This is a genomic window from Martinezella lusitana, assembly GCF_014207095.1.
GTDB lineage: Bacteria > Pseudomonadota > Alphaproteobacteria > Rhizobiales > Rhizobiaceae > Rhizobium > Rhizobium lusitanum_B.
On the sequence record NZ_JACHBG010000004.1, the window covers coordinates 403,425 to 419,266 of the forward strand.

At 59.6% G+C, this 15,842-nt stretch carries 12 protein-coding genes; 7 read left to right on the top strand and 5 right to left on the bottom strand.

The features are described 5' to 3' along the window. Window positions 1-138 precede the first annotated feature (138 nt). On the top strand, window positions 139-558 hold the full coding sequence (gene dksA, locus GGD46_RS12245; RefSeq protein WP_004109001.1) for an RNA polymerase-binding protein DksA: 420 nt from the start codon (window positions 139-141) through the stop codon (window positions 556-558). A 90-nt stretch (window positions 559-648) separates the two neighbouring features. On the opposite strand, the gene GGD46_RS12250 is transcribed toward dksA, so the two are convergent. Next, on the bottom strand, window positions 649-1,590 hold the full coding sequence (locus tag GGD46_RS12250) for a flagellar biosynthetic protein FliO (protein ID WP_184704092.1): 942 nt from the start codon (window positions 1,588-1,590) through the stop codon (window positions 649-651). 289 nt (window positions 1,591-1,879) lie between these two features. On the opposite strand from GGD46_RS12250, the gene cckA reads away from it, so the two are divergent. Together cckA and trpS are read left to right on the top strand one after the other, a co-directional pair. Next, entirely contained in the window at window positions 1,880-4,498 is a 2,619-nt protein-coding gene (cckA, locus tag GGD46_RS12255; protein WP_184704094.1) for a cell cycle histidine kinase CckA, read from the top strand. A gap of 325 nt (window positions 4,499-4,823) precedes the next feature. After that, on the top strand, window positions 4,824-5,843 hold the full coding sequence (trpS, locus tag GGD46_RS12260; RefSeq protein WP_184704096.1) for a tryptophan--tRNA ligase: 1,020 nt from the start codon (window positions 4,824-4,826) through the stop codon (window positions 5,841-5,843). Window positions 5,844-5,915: 72 nt separating this feature from the next. Here trpS and GGD46_RS12265 read toward each other — a convergent pair whose 3' ends face one another. Further along, on the bottom strand, window positions 5,916-6,842 hold the full coding sequence (locus tag GGD46_RS12265) for a pseudouridine-5'-phosphate glycosidase (RefSeq protein WP_184704098.1): 927 nt from the start codon (window positions 6,840-6,842) through the stop codon (window positions 5,916-5,918). Between the two features lie 46 nt (window positions 6,843-6,888). Next, window positions 6,889-7,833, bottom strand: coding sequence for a carbohydrate kinase family protein (locus GGD46_RS12270; protein ID WP_184704100.1), 945 nt, complete (start codon window positions 7,831-7,833; stop codon window positions 6,889-6,891). Between the two features lie 240 nt (window positions 7,834-8,073). On the opposite strand from GGD46_RS12270, the gene recA reads away from it, so the two are divergent. The 3 genes from recA to GGD46_RS12285 all read left to right on the top strand — a co-directional run bounded on the left by recA (window position 8,074) and on the right by GGD46_RS12285 (window position 12,983). Beyond that, window positions 8,074-9,162 (top strand): recombinase RecA, encoded by a 1,089-nt coding sequence (gene recA, locus GGD46_RS12275; protein WP_184704102.1) that lies wholly within the window; start codon window positions 8,074-8,076, stop codon window positions 9,160-9,162. A 172-nt stretch (window positions 9,163-9,334) separates the two neighbouring features. Beyond that, entirely contained in the window at window positions 9,335-11,995 is a 2,661-nt protein-coding gene (gene alaS / locus GGD46_RS12280; RefSeq protein WP_184704104.1) for an alanine--tRNA ligase, read from the top strand. A 136-nt stretch (window positions 11,996-12,131) separates the two neighbouring features. Further along, window positions 12,132-12,983, top strand: a complete 852-nt coding sequence (locus GGD46_RS12285) for a GyrI-like domain-containing protein (RefSeq protein WP_184704106.1) — start codon at window positions 12,132-12,134, stop codon at window positions 12,981-12,983. 49 nt (window positions 12,984-13,032) lie between these two features. On the opposite strand, the gene GGD46_RS12290 is transcribed toward GGD46_RS12285, so the two are convergent. After that, window positions 13,033-13,659, bottom strand: a complete 627-nt coding sequence (locus tag GGD46_RS12290) for a glutathione S-transferase family protein (protein ID WP_184704108.1) — start codon at window positions 13,657-13,659, stop codon at window positions 13,033-13,035. Window positions 13,660-13,780: 121 nt separating this feature from the next. After that, on the bottom strand, window positions 13,781-14,995 hold the full coding sequence (locus GGD46_RS12295; RefSeq protein WP_184704110.1) for an NADP-dependent isocitrate dehydrogenase: 1,215 nt from the start codon (window positions 14,993-14,995) through the stop codon (window positions 13,781-13,783). Window positions 14,996-15,216: 221 nt separating this feature from the next. On the opposite strand from GGD46_RS12295, the gene GGD46_RS12300 reads away from it, so the two are divergent. After that, window positions 15,217-15,822, top strand: coding sequence for a hypothetical protein (locus GGD46_RS12300; protein WP_184704112.1), 606 nt, complete (start codon window positions 15,217-15,219; stop codon window positions 15,820-15,822). The last annotated feature ends 20 nt before the right edge of the window (window positions 15,823-15,842 follow it).

Consider the following 15,842-nt stretch of genomic DNA (forward strand, 5'->3'; position numbering starts at 1 on the left):
ATATGATGAAAAAATATACACTTAGCTGAAATTTATGACAAATTTAAAAATCAGTTGACAGCGTCTATTTGGCTTGAATCGGCACTAGCGGTTGGGATATACACCCCGCCATATGAGATGTTCTTCAGGAGAATCGCGTTGAGTGAGAAGATCGATCTTAGTAACTACGTGCCCTCGGAAGACGAGGAGTTCATGAACCTTAATCAGCGAGCCTACTTCAGAGCGAAGCTGATAGCCTGGAAAAACGATATCCTAAGAGAAGCGCGCGAAACCCTGGATCACCTGGCAGAAGAAAGCGCAAATCATCCCGATCTCGCCGATCGGGCCTCCTCAGAAACGGATAGAGCCATCGAACTTCGGGCTCGAGACCGCCAGCGTAAACTTATCTCGAAAATCGATGCCGCCTTGCAGCGCATTGAAGACGGCACTTACGGCTACTGTGAAGAAACAGGCGAGCCAATAGGCCTCAAGCGTCTCGATGCACGTCCGATCGCCACCTTGTCGATCGAAGCGCAGGAACGCCATGAGCGCCGCGAGAAGGTATATCGCGACGAATAAAGAGACGGCCGGTTTCGACCGAAACAAAAACAAAGGCACGGCGGAATATCCGCCGTGCCTTTTTGATTCCAGGATGTCACCTGCTTCGTTTTATTTGTCGCGGCTGACGCTCATTTCGCCGAAGATGCGCGCCACTTCCTTCTGAAGGGCACTATCTGCTCCGGTCATCGGCGCAAGTTCCGGCTCGATGCGTTGCGCAGGAGACTGGCTGGCAACAGCCGCGGGTTGTTGCTGAACCTGGCGCTGAGGCGGAGCGCTTGGAATGATCCGCTCGGCCGTCAAGTTCTTCGACATTTCTGCTTCCAAGATCTTCTGGAAATCGTTGGCGGCATCATTGGAGGCAGGCTGCGCGACCGGCGGAGTGACAGTCGGCTCGACCGGTGCGGCCCGTACAGGCTGCGGTTGAGGTTGGGCCTGAGGCGGCAGCACGGCATGGCGGGCCGCATCCAATATGTCGGCAGCCTCCGCCTCGGTGATGACGGGTGCCGGCTGAGGGGCGCGCTGCGGCGGCGCTGCGAGCGGCTGCGGCGCGCGTTCGACCGGTTGCGGCGCCGGCTTTGGTGTTGCGGCAGCGACAGACTCGGAGCGCAGATAGGCTTCGAGCGAGTCTTCCGCGGGCTGCTGACGCTGCGCGGGAAGTGCGACCGGCGGACTATTCGGCTCGGCGACCCTCTGTTGCAGTTGCGGCCGGTTCTCGGACGTGGCGGCGGAAATGTCGAGCGATGCCGCAGCACCTGCCTTCGTCGGATCTGAGATGCCGGATTCGATGACGATATCGGTCGGGCCGCCGATCATGATCAGATGTTCGATGCCGTCACGCCGTACCAGCACAAGTCGTCGGCGGGCGTCGACGGCGGCGGCATCCAGCACCTGCAGGCGCGGCTGACGGTTCTTGCCGCCGCGCACGAAGGGCGATGGCGCCCGATTTCGCAAGATCCATAGAACGCCAACGAGTAAGATAAGGGCGAGGGCAACCCCACCGGCTGCGAGGAAAAAGCGGCTGCCATAGGCTCCGGCAATGTCGTCCCACATGTCGAGATACTCCGTATTTGTCCCCGATGTCGCGGCCGAGGCGCAACCACTGCAAAGTAGATGCTTTGACTTTGGTCTTCCTATGCGGCGATCATAAGGACAGGATCTAGCGGGATACAAGATGAGATTATAGCCTCTTGGGCTCTCTTGCTTGTGAATTCAAGCCTTTCTGGCCCTGCAAAGCTTTTTGCCTGTCATGCAAATTGGTAAAGAAGATTCGAAAGGTCCGACTCCGGCGATCCGTAGTGTTTAGACATGTCGCGAGGAGAACGGCGCAGACGAGGGGTTTATGACGAAGCAGCGTCCGTCCGACGAGTATAGCGTGCCGCTGGTGGATCGCGGGGGTCGTTCCGGAACCGTGCTGCGTATCATCCTGCTTGCACTCGTTCTCATGGCTGCCGCGGCTGCCTTCGTGCTGTTCAAGAGCCAGCTCGACAATGAAGCCGTGCTCGGCGGCCTCGGCATTCTTGCCATGGTCGGCATTTTCTTTCTGGTTTCCTCGATCATCGGCTTCGTCGAGGTCATGCCGCAGCCTCAGTCCGATAGCTTGGCGCGCTCGTTCCTGAACAGCCATCCGGACGGCACGCTGATCACGGATGAGAAGGGCCGTATCGTCTACGCCAATGCCGCCTACGGACGGCTGACGGGCGCTAACAAGGCGACAGAGGTGCAGTCTCTCGAGACGCTGCTCTCCCGCAATCGCGAGTCGAACGAGGCTCTCTACCGCCTCGCCAACGGCTTGCGTGACGGCAAGGAGGGATCGGAGGAGTTTCGGCTGCTGAAGCCGCTCGGTCCTTTCAATGGAATAGGCCAGGGTGCGCATTGGTATCGATTGAAGGCGCGGGTGCTGCAGCCGGAGCAGGGTGGCAACAACGCGCTGCACATCTGGCAGATCACCGACATCACCTCAGAACGCGACGATCAGGAGCGCTTCTTCAAAGAGCTTCAGAACGCGATCGATTACCTCGATCACGCGCCGGCCGGCTTCTTCTCTGCCGGTCGCAAGGGTGAGATTTTCTATCTTAACGCGACGCTGGCAGAGTGGCTTGGTTTCGATCTTACGAAATTCGTGCCGGGATCCATGACCATCGGCGATCTCGTGGCCGGTGAGGGGCTGGCGCTCATCCAGTCCGTGCAGGCCGAACCCGGCTTCAAGAAGACGGTGACGCTCGATCTCGATCTGCGGCGTTCCAACGGCCAGAGCCTGCCGGTGCAGATCGTCCACAGCGTCACGTCGATGCGCGATGGCGCTCCGGGCGAAAGCCGGACCATTGTGCTGACCCGGCAGAATGGCGGCGATACGGAACACTCGGCTTCGGCGGCAGCCATGCGCTTCAGCCGCTTCTTCAACAATACGCCGATGGCGATCGCGTCCGTCGATGGCGGCGGCCGCATTCTGCGTACCAACGCGCCATTCCTGAAACTTTTCTCTGATCTCGTTTCACGCGACGATATCGAACGCGGTGCGGCGCTGGAGACCATCGTCAACGAGAGCGACCGGTCGCGACTGCATCAGGCACTGGCCGCCGCCAAAGATCGGCAGGGCGATATCCCGCCCATCGACTCCCGAAATCCGAAGGACGATACGCGGCATTTCCGCTTCTATGTCAACGCCGTTATCGACCAGACCGACGAGGCGCCGGAGGAGGCTGCGATCGTCTATGCGGTCGAGGTGACTGAGCAGAAGGCGCTCGAGACGCAGATGGCGCAGACGCAGAAGCTGAACGCTGTCGGCACGCTCGCTGGCGGCATCGCGCATGACTTCAACAACGTGTTGACCGCGATCCTGTTGTCTTCCGATCATCTGCTGCTGCAGGCACGACCCTCCGATGCCAGCTTTGCGGATCTAATGGAAATCAAGCGCAACGCCAATCGTGCGGCGGTGCTGGTTCGCCAGCTGCTGGCCTTCTCGCGCAAGCAGACGATGCGGCCGACCGTGCTCAACTTGACCGATGTGATCGGCGATCTGCGCATGCTGGTGGACCGGCTGCTGTCGGGTACGCATGTCAAGCTCGACGTCGATTATGGCCGCGATCTCTGGCCGGTGAAAACCGACCTGTCTCAGTTCGAGCAGGTAATTATCAATCTCTGCGTCAACGCTCGCGATGCGATGCCGGGCGGCGGCATGCTGACGCTGCGCACCCGCAATTTGCTCGCGACCGATGTCAGCGCCTTCAATTACCCCTATCTGCCGCATGAAGACATGGTTCTCATCGAGGTCAGCGATACCGGCACCGGCATCGCGCCCGAGATCATGGACAAGATCTTCGAGCCCTTCTTCACCACCAAGGAAGTCGGTAAGGGTACCGGTCTCGGGCTGGCGATGGTCTACGGTATCGTCAAGCAGTCCGGCGGCTATATCCAGCCGGAATCCGAAGTAGGTAAGGGAACGACCTTCCGCATCTTCCTGCCGCGCCACATCGTCGAAATGCCTGCCGTCACCGAAGCGAAGGCGCCGGAAAGCCGCGATGTTGCCGCGATGGATCAGAGCGTTGCAGTTGTCGCGCCTGTGGAAGAACCGGCCGATCTGACCGGAAAATCCGCCGTCGTTCTTCTGGTCGAAGACGAGGAGGCGGTTCGCCGCGGCGGCAAGCGTATGCTTGAGACGCGCGGATATACGGTCCACGAGGCCGGCTCCGGTGTCGAGGCGCTGGATATCATGGACGAACTAGACGGCCAGGTCGACGTCGTTGTGTCCGATGTCGTCATGCCTGAAATGGACGGCCCGTCGCTGCTCCGCGAGCTGCGCAAGAAATATCCGGATCTGAAGTTCATCTTCGTCTCCGGCTATGCCGAGGATGCATTCGCCCGCAACCTGCCTGCCGATGCGCAGTTCGGCTTCCTGCCGAAACCGTTCTCTCTGAAGCAGCTTGCCGTGGTCGTGCGCGAGACACTGGACAAGAACTAACGCATCTCGCGCAGAAGTGTGCAGCGGTTTTGCGGCTACGACATATGTACAATCAAAGAGATAAAGCGCGCGAAGCTAGTCTTGGAGATCGCGACGCGCCTCAGGTGAGAGGCGTTTCTCGTGCCTTGCTGTTGCCGATTGCAGCGCAAAGGTGTAATCAACCGCGCATGACCGACCTTGCCAAGCCAATTTGCCAAATGTGGTGGCGCTCCTTTTAGGAGCGGCAGTCGTCATATCATGAAATCGACCCTGCCGCCGTGATTCGGCAGGCATGTTCATTTCAATTCCCTTCCCGATTGCGGCGGCTCCTTTTGCGGAGCAAAGAATGTCTTCCCCCATCGATACCCGTCCCGTCATCCTGACGGGCGATCGGACCACCGGTCCACTCCATCTCGGCCACTATGTCGGCTCGCTGAAGAGCCGGGTTGCGCTTCAGCGCAGCCACCAACAATTCCTGCTTTTGGCTGATACGCAGGCATTGACCGACAATGCCGACGACCCCGAAAAGGTTCGCCGCAACGTTCTGGAGGTTGCCATCGACTATCTTGCCGTCGGCATCGACCCGGCGCTGACGACGATCTGCGTGCAATCCGCACTACCGGCGCTGGCGGAATTGACGCTGCTCTATATGAATTTCGTCACCGTCAGCCGCCTCGAGCGCAATCCGACGATCAAGACGGAAATCCAGCTGCGTGGCTTCGAGAGAGATGTGCCCGCGGGTTTCCTCTGCTATCCGGTGGCGCAGGCGGCTGATATCACCGCCTTCAAGGCGTCCGTTGTGCCGGTCGGCGAGGATCAGGCGCCCCTGATCGAGCAGACCAACGAAATCGTTCGCCGCCTCAACCGGCAGATCGGACGCGAGATCCTCGTGGAAGCTACGGCCATGGTGCCGAGCGTCGGAAGATTGCCTGGCGTTGATGGCAAGGCGAAGATGAGCAAATCGCAGGGCAACGCTATCGCGCTTTCGGCATCGCCGGATGATATCAGCGCTGCGGTGCGGCGCATGTATACCGACCCTGATCATCTCAAGGTCGTTGATCCCGGCAAAGTAGAGGGAAACGTCGTCTTCACCTATCTGGATGCTTTCTGTGACGACCGGCAGCTGGTCGAGGAGATGAAGGCGCATTATCGCCGAGGTGGCCTCGGGGATATCACTCTGAAGAGACAATTTGAGGACATTCTGCAGGCGCTGCTTGCTCCCATTCGGGAGCGCCGTGCTCGTTATGCGGCCGCGCCGGATTATGTGATGGGTGTCATGCGCGATGGTACGCGGAAGGCGAGGGAAAGGACGGAGGCGACGCTCGCCGAGCTGCGAAACGCCCTGGGCCTGTTCACGCTGGCCTGAAGGAATCCCGAAATGCAAAGGGCCGGGCGATCGTGCGAAACGCCCGGCCCTTTGTCGTGATGGCAGTACTAGTTATTCCGCGAGAGCAACCGCGATTTCCGCGCCGAGACGCGCATTGTTTTCGACCAGAGCGATGTTGGTCTTGAGGCTGCGGCCTTCGGTGATGTCGAAGATGGTGCTTAGCAGATAGGGCGTGACTGCCTTGCCGGCAATCTCGTCGCGGGCAGCGCTGTCGAGGGCGCGCTCGATGTAGATTTCCATCTCCTCGCGCGGGATTTCGTCGGCTTCCGGAACCGGGTTGGCGATCAGCATGCCGCCGTCGATGCCGAGCTGTTCGCGGGTGGTCTGGAAGTTGGCGATCGCCGCGGGGCTGTTCAGGGTCAGCGGGCTCGGCAGGCCGGAAGAGCGCGACCAGAAGGCCGGGAATTCGGCGCTGTCATAGGTGACCACCGGAACGCCGCGGGTTTCGAGCACTTCGAGCGTCTTCGGAATGTCGAGGATGGCCTTGGCGCCGGCGCAGACGACGATCACGCCGGTGCGGGCGAGCTCTTCAAGATCCGCCGAGATGTCGAAGCTCTCTTCTGCGCCGCGGTGCACGCCGCCGATGCCGCCGGTTGCGAAAACCTTGATGCCGGCGCGGGCAGCGGCGATCATCGTGGCGGCAACGGTGGTTGCGCCCGTGCGGCGTTCGGCGATCGCAAAGGCGATGTCGGCACGCGAGACCTTCATGGCGCCTTCCGTCTTGGCGAGCGCTTCCAGTTCCTCCGGCTCGAGGCCGATATGCAAGGTGCCGTGAATGACGGCGATGGTTGCCGGTACGGCGCCCTTCTGCCGGATGATCGCTTCGACGCTGCGGGCCATCTCGATATTGCCCGGATAGGGCATTCCGTGGGTGATGATGGTGGATTCGAGAGCGACGATCGGTGCGCCGCGCAGCTTGGCGGCAGCAACTTCCTTCGAATAGGCGATCGGAAGCAGGGGCGAGATAGGCTGGGTCATTTTCGTTTCCAATTCACTGAAACTATTTAGGCGTTTTGAAGAGGCTTCATGACAGAATTTCGGCCTTGGGAACAAGGGCCAACATCGAGTTTAGCAGTTCGGGTGAAAGATTTTCGGCCGTCGCGAATGGGGATTGCACGGTAATCGCCGCTGCTGCCGTGCCGTGACGAACGGCTTCGGCGAGATCGTGACCGGCCAATAACGCCGCCAAAACGCCCGAAGCAAGCGAATCTCCTGCCCCGGTGACATCAGCAACGTTGTCGACGATGGGAGGCTGCAGGCTGACGATAGTATCGCGCGAGAATGCGATCAGCTCCCGCTTGCCGCGGGTGATGACGCCGTTGCGCAAACCGAGCGCCCGCAGGCCGCTCACCCACTCACGCGGGTCTTCCGGCCGATGGCCAGTCAGTGCTGCGGCTTCGGCTTCATTGAGAAAGAGATGATCGATGCCGGCAAGGCAAGGTTTCAGTCGCATGACCTTGGCGGGCGAGATTGCGATGGCTGCAACGGGCTTGCCGCCTGTCGCCGCTTTTATAGCAATTGCGGCGAGAGTCTCGACTGGCAGATTAGCGTCGCAGAGAACGAGATCGGCTGCCTCGAACGCATCGCGAACGGCGCGAATCGCCAGGCGCCGCGGTGAGAACAGCTGGTAGAGTTCCATATCAGCAAGCGCGATGACCAGATTGCCGTCACGCTCGAGGATCGCGGTGTAGCTCGGCGTCTTGCGATCGAGGAAGACGAAGGGCGTATCATCGACGCCGGCGTGGCTTGCGGCTTCAGCCACCATCTCGCCGGCGGGATCGCCGCCGCGTGGCGAAATCATCCGCACATCGAAGCCGAGGCGGGCGAGATTGCGGGCCGCATTGAAGCCGCCGCCGCCGGGCTCCTCGAACCATGCTCCGGGGTTGCTGGCTCCGGGCGCCGTCTCGCCGAAAATGCGGCCGCGACGATCGACATGAGCGCCGCCGAGAACGAGAATCTTCTTCGCCATATGGTTTTCCTCAGCAATCAAAAAAAGCGAATCGTGCCGTCTGCCGACATGGCGGAACCGATCGTCCCAGATATGTAAGTATCTGGTAAGAAAGGAGAAAACAAAAGTAGAACGGAATTCATTTTACCTTTTTCTTTCAATTGCTTGTTGTGCTCTTGCGACAAGAGAACAAATAGAGTACAGAATTCTCATCAGCGGCGACATTGCTTGAGCGGCTTCAATAACCTAAAGGTGGATCGAATGTCTCAGAATTCTTTGCGGCTTGTAGAGGACAAATCGGTGGATAAAAGCAAGGCACTTGAAGCGGCACTCTCTCAAATTGAGCGGTCGTTCGGCAAGGGCTCGATCATGAAGCTCGGCTCAAACGAGAACGTGGTTGAAATCGAAACGGTTTCCACCGGCTCTCTGAGCCTGGATATTGCCCTCGGCATCGGCGGCTTGCCGAAGGGTCGTATCATCGAAATCTATGGACCGGAAAGCTCCGGTAAGACGACGCTGGCGCTGCAGACCATTGCAGAGGCCCAGAAGAAGGGCGGTATCTGCGCCTTCGTGGACGCTGAACATGCGCTTGATCCGGTCTATGCCCGCAAGCTCGGCGTCGATCTTCAGAACCTGCTGATCTCGCAGCCGGATACCGGCGAGCAGGCGCTTGAAATCACCGACACGCTGGTGCGCTCTGGCGCCATCGACGTTCTCGTCGTCGACTCCGTTGCGGCATTGACGCCGCGCGCCGAAATCGAAGGCGAAATGGGCGACAGCCTGCCGGGCCTGCAGGCCCGTCTGATGAGCCAGGCGCTGCGCAAACTGACGGCTTCGATCTCGAAGTCCAATACCATGGTGATCTTCATCAACCAGATCCGCATGAAGATCGGCGTCATGTTCGGCTCGCCAGAAACGACGACCGGCGGTAATGCGCTGAAGTTCTACGCCTCGGTTCGCCTCGATATCCGCCGTATCGGCGCGGTCAAGGAGCGCGAAGAGGTGATCGGCAACCAGACCCGCGTGAAGGTCGTCAAGAACAAGATGGCGCCTCCTTTCAAGCAGGTCGAATTCGACATCATGTATGGCGAAGGCGTTTCCAAGACCGGCGAGCTGGTCGATCTCGGCGTCAAGGCCGGCATCGTCGAGAAGTCGGGCGCCTGGTTCTCTTACAACAGCCAGCGCCTCGGTCAGGGCCGAGAAAATGCGAAAATCTTCCTGCGCGACAATCCGGATCTGGCTCGCGAGATCGAACTGTCTCTGCGCCAGAACGCCGGCCTGATTGCCGACCGCTTCCTGCAGAACGGCGGTCCGGATGCCGGCGACGATGGCGATGCCGGCGGCGAATAAGGAATTTCGGGAGCAATTCCCGGCGTAAGACAAGATTAAATGCTGAAACCGGCCGTATTGTCCAAGGGATGTGCGGCCGGTTTTGTTTGTGCGGCTGGACAGCGCCCGGAGCGAACGATAAAAGCCACTGACTTTGAAGCAAGTTGTTGACGGCAGTACTGAAGGGCCCCCTATGAGCGGTGTGAATGAAATCCGGTCGACCTTCCTCGACTATTTTAAGAAAAACGGCCACGAGATCGTGCCGTCGAGCCCGCTCGTACCGCGCAACGATCCGACATTGATGTTCACCAATGCCGGCATGGTGCAGTTCAAGAACGTCTTCACCGGCTTGGAACAGCGCCCTTACACAACTGCTTCGACCGCGCAGAAATGCGTGCGCGCCGGCGGCAAGCACAACGACCTCGACAATGTCGGCTACACCGCGCGCCATCACACCTTCTTTGAGATGCTCGGCAACTTCTCCTTTGGCGACTATTTCAAGGAGCGCGCCATCGAGCTTGCCTGGAACCTGATCACCAAGGAATTTGGCCTCGACGCCAAGCGCCTGCTGGTCACGGTCTACCACACGGACGATGACGCCTTTAACCTCTGGAAGAAGATCGCCGGTCTTTCCGACGACAAGATCATTCGCATCGCCACCAATGACAATTTCTGGGCGATGGGCGATACCGGTCCGTGCGGGCCCTGTTCGGAAATCTTCTACGATCACGGCGATCATATCTGGGGTGGCCCTCCCGGCTCTCCGGAGGAAGACGGCGACCGTTTCATCGAGATCTGGAACCTCGTCTTCATGCAGTTCGAGCAGATCACCAAGGAACAGCGTGTCGACCTGCCGCGTCCGTCGATCGACACCGGCATGGGCCTCGAGCGCGTTGCCGCGGTGCTGCAGGGCAAGCATGACAATTACGATATCGATCTCTTCCGTGCGCTGATCGAAGCCTCGGAAGAGGCGACCGGCGTCAAGGCCGAGGGTGAGCATCGCGCCAGCCACCGCGTCATCGCCGACCATCTGCGCTCTTCCGCCTTCCTGATTGCCGATGGCGTGCTGCCGTCGAACGAAGGCCGCGGCTACGTGCTTCGCCGTATCATGCGCCGTGCCATGCGTCATGCGCAGCTGCTTGGTGCCAAGGAGCCACTGATGTGGACGCTGCTGCCTGCGCTGATCCAGCAGATGGGCCGTGCCTATCCCGAGCTGGTGCGCGCCGAGGCGCTGACCTCCGAGACGTTGAAGCTCGAAGAAACCCGTTTCCGCAAGACGCTGGAGCGCGGCCTGTCACTGCTCAACGATGCCACCTCGGACTTGCACAAGGGCGACAGCCTGGACGGCGAAACCGCTTTCAAGCTCTACGACACCTATGGCTTCCCGCTCGATCTGACGCAGGATGCACTGCGCGCTCGCGGCATCGGCGTCGATATCTCCAGCTTTACCGACGCCATGGAGCGCCAGAAGGCCGAGGCACGTTCGCATTGGGCCGGCTCCGGCGACAAGGCGACCGAAACCATCTGGTTCGAGCTCAAGGAGAAGCTCGGCGCGACCGAATTCCTGGGCTACGACACGGAAACGGCCGAGGGCGTGATCCAGGCGATCGTCAAGGACGGCGTCGCAGTTGACAGCGCGTCTGCCGGCGAGAAGGTGCAGGTCATCGTCAACCAGACGCCGTTCTACGGTGAGTCCGGTGGTCAGATGGGCGATACGGGCGTCATCGCGAGCGACCACGGCAAGCTTGCTGTCGGCGATACCCAGAAAAAGGGCGAGGGCCTCTTCGTTCACAGCTCGGAAGTTTCGGAAGGCAAGATCAAGGTCGGCGACGCTGTCGTGCTGACGGTGGATCACGCAAGACGCTCGCGCCTGCGCGCCAATCACTCCGCCACCCACCTGCTGCACGAAGCTCTTCGCGAAGTGCTCGGCACCCATGTCGCCCAGAAGGGCTCGCTGGTTGCGCCGGAGCGCCTCCGCTTCGACGTTTCGCATCCGAAGCCGATGACGGCCGAGGAGTTGAAGGTCGTCGAGGAGATGGCGAACGAGATCGTCCTGCAGAACTCGCCGGTCACGACCCGCCTGATGAGCGTCGACGATGCGATCGCAGAAGGCGCGATGGCGCTGTTCGGCGAAAAGTACGGCGACGAAGTCCGCGTTGTTTCCATGGGGCAGGGCATGCGCGGCACCAAGGCAGGCAAAGCCTATTCCATCGAGCTTTGCGGCGGCACGCATGTGTCCGCCACCGGCCAGATCGGCCTCGTGCGCATCCTCGGCGACAGCGCCGTCGGCGCCGGTGTGCGCCGTATCGAAGCGGTCACCGGCGAATCCGCGCGCGATTATCTCGCCGAGCAGGATGATCGCGTGAAGAGCCTAGCCTCGACGCTGAAGGTCCAGCCGGCCGACGTCGTTTCGCGTGTTGAAGCTCTGATGGACGAGCGCCGCAAGCTTGAGCGTGAATTGGCCGATGCCAAGCGCAAGCTTGCCATGGGCGGCGGCCAGGGCGGCTCCGCCGATGCGGTTCGTGAGGTCAACGGCGTCAAGTTCCTTGGCAAGGCTATTTCCGGCGTCGATCCGAAGGATCTGAAAGGTCTGGCGGATGAGGCCAAGGCAGGCCTCAGCTCGGGCGTCGTAGCTCTGATCGGCGTCTCGGAAGATGGCAAGGCTAGTGCGGTCGTTGCGGTCACCGAAGATCTAGTTGGCCGGGCAAGTGCGGTCGACCTCGTTCGCATCGCCTCGGCCGCTCTTGGCGGCAAGGGTGGCGGCGGTCGTCCCGACATGGCGCAGGCCGGCGGCCCGGATGGCGCCAAGGCGGACGAAGCGCTTGAGGCGATTGCTGCGGCACTTGCCGGCTAACAGGCTGATTTCCCGGTCATAATGACGATGGCGGATACTTCGGTATCCGCCATTTTCTTTGGTGCATACAAGTCAGCAGGATTTGTCAAATCGGGTTATGGTCTTGTCGGGCCGATCGATTTGCAAGGGAGTTGACATGAGTGGTGGAACGGCGTGGACGCTTTACGAGACCCGGTTGCGGCGGGTTTCGGCCTATATCCATGAGCATCTAGACGATGAACTCGATATGGAAAAGCTCGCCGAGATCGCCTGTATGTCCAGCTATCACTGGCACAGGATCTATCGGGCGATCTATGGCGAGACGGCGGCGGCAACGGTCAAGCGGCTTCGGCTGCATCGCGCCGCCGGCGATCTCGTCAACACCCGTCTATCCGTCAGCAACATTGCAAAGCGGTCGGGCTATCCCAACCTCCAGTCGTTCAACCGCATCTTTGGATCCGTCTACGGCATGCCGCCGGCGCGATATCGGAATGAGGGAAGCCACACGATCTTCGAACCCAATATCCAAGGAAGGATTACTCTCTTGTTCGACGTTACGCTTCGCACCATTTCTCCGATTTCGCTCGTCGGTGTCGCTCATAGCGGTTCCTACATGCAGATCGGTCAGGCTTTCGAGACGCTTTTCGGCACGATCTTCACTCGCGGACTTGCCGGGCCAAATATGCGCATGATCGGCATTTATCTCGACGATCCAGATGTCGTTGCTGTCGATAAGTTACGCTCTTACGCTTGCGTCAGCGCGGCAGAATCTGTCGCTGCCGATGCTCCCCTGGAGCGGCGCTCACTCGAAGGCGGCGAATATGCCGTGCTGCGCCACAAGGGACCTTACGCAAACATGCACAAGGCCTATCAATGGCTCTATGCGCAATGGCTGCCGGCTTCCGGGCGACAGTTGCGCGATACCGTCATGTTTGAGGAATACATCAACAATCCGCGCGACGTGCCGCCGACGGAGCTTCTGACCGATATCTATATGCCGCTGAAATAACTGCACATAGGAATTTTGGCTGAGGATTTCTCTTCAGCGCATTGTATATTCAGCTGTTTTCCTTTTTCGGCATGGCAGCGTTGTCGATCTCGTTACCGCGGCGGTATGCGTCGCGGTCGCTGACCCGAGCCCAATAATCGACGAAGGCCTGGCGCTTCTCGATCGTGCCGAAGTTGAGACCCCAGCCGATATGCGAACCGACATAGACGTCGGCGGCCGTGAAGCGGTCGCCGGCGATGAATGGCGAGCTTGAGACTGCATATTCGATCGTATCGAGCACGCTTTGGATGCTGCCGCAGCCCGCCATGCGCTGACGTTCCGGCGGAATTTCGAAGCCAAGCGCGCGGATGGTAACTGCCGCTTCCAAAGGGCCGGCAGTAAAGAACATCCAGCGGAAATAGCGACCGCGTTCGGCCGCGGTCGGCGCAAGGCCAACATCCGGAAAAGTTTCGGCCAGATAGGCGCAGATGGCAGCACCCTCGGTGACGACGGTATCGCCATGCTTGATCGCCGGCACTTTGCCCATGGGGTTCACGGAGAGATATTCGGGTGACTTCATCGTCGTACCGTAATCGAGATATTCGGTGCGATAAGGCTGGCCGATTTCCTCAAGCATCCAGCGAGCGATGCGTCCGCGTGACATGGGGTTTGTATAGAAAACGAGTTCTTCGGCCATTTGTCTCTCCCATTTTTGACGCGCGCATTGTTGCCACCGGCCGACTGCGACAGCAAGCTTCCGGACAAAAGAAAACCCGGCGCTAGGGCCGGGTCTTCAAGGGGCTCATTGTCGACGAGGCTTAGGCAGCCATGGCCTTCTGGAGGTTTTCGTCGATCTTGTCGAGGAATGCGGTGGTCGAGAGCCACGGCTGATCCGGGCCGATGAGCAGCGCCAGGTCCTTGGTCATGAAGCCGGCTTCGACGGTGTCTACGCAGACCTTTTCGAGCGTGGCGGCGAACTTCGCGAGTTCGGCGTTATCGTCGAGCTTGGCGCGATGAGCAAGACCACGGGTCCAGGCGAAGATCGAAGCGATCGAGTTCGTCGAGGTTTCCTGGCCCTTCTGGTGCTGACGATAGTGACGGGTGACCGTGCCGTGTGCGGCTTCAGCTTCGACCGTCTTGCCATCCGGCGTGAGGAGAACCGAGGTCATCAGGCCGAGCGAGCCGAAGCCCTGAGCGACCGTGTCGGACTGGACGTCGCCGTCGTAGTTCTTGCAAGCCCAGACGTAACCACCGGACCACTTCAGCGCGGAAGCGACCATGTCGTCGATCAGGCGGTGTTCGTAGGTGATGCCGACTTCGTCGAACTGCGCCTTGAACTCGTTCTGGTAGACTTCTTCGAAGATGTCCTTGAAGCGGCCGTCATAGGCCTTGAGGATGGTGTTCTTGGTCGACAGGTAGACCGGCCACTTGCGCATCAGGCCGTACATCATCGAGGCGCGGGCGAATTCGCGGATCGACTCGTCGAGGTTGTACATGGCCATGGCAACGCCGGCGCCGGGGGCGTCGAATACGTCCTTTTCAATGACCGTGCCGTCTTCGCCGACGAATTTGATGGTCAGCTTGCCCTTGCCGGGGAACTTGAAATCGGTGGCGCGATACTGGTCGCCGAAGGCGTGACGGCCGACAACGATCGGCTTGGTCCAGCCGGGAACGAGGCGCGGTACGTTGTTGCAGATGATCGGCTCGCGGAAGATGACGCCGCCGAGGATATTGCGGATCGTGCCGTTCGGGCTCTTCCACATCTGCTTCAGGTTGAATTCCTTGACGCGATCTTCGTCCGGGGTGATCGTCGCGCACTTGATGCCGACGCCGTGCTTCTTGATGGCGTTGGCGGCATCGACGGTGACCTGGTCGTTGGTCGCGTCGCGGTTCTGGACCGAGAGATCGTAATAGTCGATATCGATATCGAGGTAGGGGTAGATCAATTTGTCTTTGATAAACTGCCAGATGATGCGAGTCATTTCATCGCCATCGAGATCGGCAACGGGGTTAGCGACCTTGATCTTCTTCATACTTCTGCCTCGTTTAAGCTGGTGGGACCGGATGGCCCTGTGGGTAATGTGAAGTCCCGAGCGCTATAACACTGCAAGCAGCGAACGCAAAGCCGCTAGAGCCTCCCGCGTCGCGTTTTTGATCATTCGTGACATCATTGGCATTTTGCGATCGGGCATTGCCAAAGCGGTCGATGGGTCTAATGTCGCGCATGTTTTGCCGATCGCAACGGAATCATATCATGCAGAAATTTGCCGTATCCGCGCTTGCCCTCACGCTCTTTCAGTTTTCGCTCGGTGCGCATGTGGCGCTCGCCGCCGATGCGACGACGCCGGTCAAGGTCATTATGGATGCGACCGTCTCGAACTGGGCGGGCGGCGACAGCGACTGGCAGGATATTTTCGGCGAGGACAAGCTCAAGAATGTCTACAGCAAGGATTTCGCAGCAAAGTATCAGGCGGCAGCGCAATTTCCTGCCGCGGACGAAGATGGGATTTCGCCTTTCGATTACGATGTGATCGTCAATGCGCAAGATGCGTGTCCGCTTGAGGAGATGAAGATCGTCGCGCAGCCACCCAAGAACAATACAACGGAAGTGTTGGCGACCTTCAAGAAATCCACCTGCATGGGCTCGGATGCCGACTATCAGAAGATGACGACGGTGCGCTTCGAGGTGATCGAAGAGGGCGGAAAGCCCGTCGTCGACGATATCGTCACGAACGATGACAATGGTAATCCGAGCTCACTGAAAAACGTGATGCAGGATCTCGTCAAACAGCAGCAACAACAGCCTGGCGATCGGCAACAGCAGCCCACGGATCAGGCGAAGCCGGCCAATCCGCAATAATCGGGCAGACAGCATTACCG

Coding starts and splice junctions, on each gene's coding strand:
- GGD46_RS12290 (WP_184704108.1), bottom strand. CDS start 13,659: ATGGCCGAAGAACTCGTTTTCTATACAAACCCCATGTCACGCGGACGC.
- alaS (WP_184704104.1), top strand. CDS start 9,335: ATGAGCGGTGTGAATGAAATCCGGTCGACCTTCCTCGACTATTTTAAG.
- recA (WP_184704102.1), top strand. CDS start 8,074: ATGTCTCAGAATTCTTTGCGGCTTGTAGAGGACAAATCGGTGGATAAA.
- GGD46_RS12295 (WP_184704110.1), bottom strand. CDS start 14,995: ATGAAGAAGATCAAGGTCGCTAACCCCGTTGCCGATCTCGATGGCGAT.
- GGD46_RS12265 (WP_184704098.1), bottom strand. CDS start 6,842: ATGACCCAGCCTATCTCGCCCCTGCTTCCGATCGCCTATTCGAAGGAA.
- cckA (WP_184704094.1), top strand. CDS start 1,880: ATGACGAAGCAGCGTCCGTCCGACGAGTATAGCGTGCCGCTGGTGGAT.
- GGD46_RS12285 (WP_184704106.1), top strand. CDS start 12,132: ATGAGTGGTGGAACGGCGTGGACGCTTTACGAGACCCGGTTGCGGCGG.
- GGD46_RS12300 (WP_184704112.1), top strand. CDS start 15,217: ATGCAGAAATTTGCCGTATCCGCGCTTGCCCTCACGCTCTTTCAGTTT.
- GGD46_RS12270 (WP_184704100.1), bottom strand. CDS start 7,833: ATGGCGAAGAAGATTCTCGTTCTCGGCGGCGCTCATGTCGATCGTCGC.
- trpS (WP_184704096.1), top strand. CDS start 4,824: ATGTCTTCCCCCATCGATACCCGTCCCGTCATCCTGACGGGCGATCGG.
- GGD46_RS12250 (WP_184704092.1), bottom strand. CDS start 1,590: ATGTGGGACGACATTGCCGGAGCCTATGGCAGCCGCTTTTTCCTCGCA.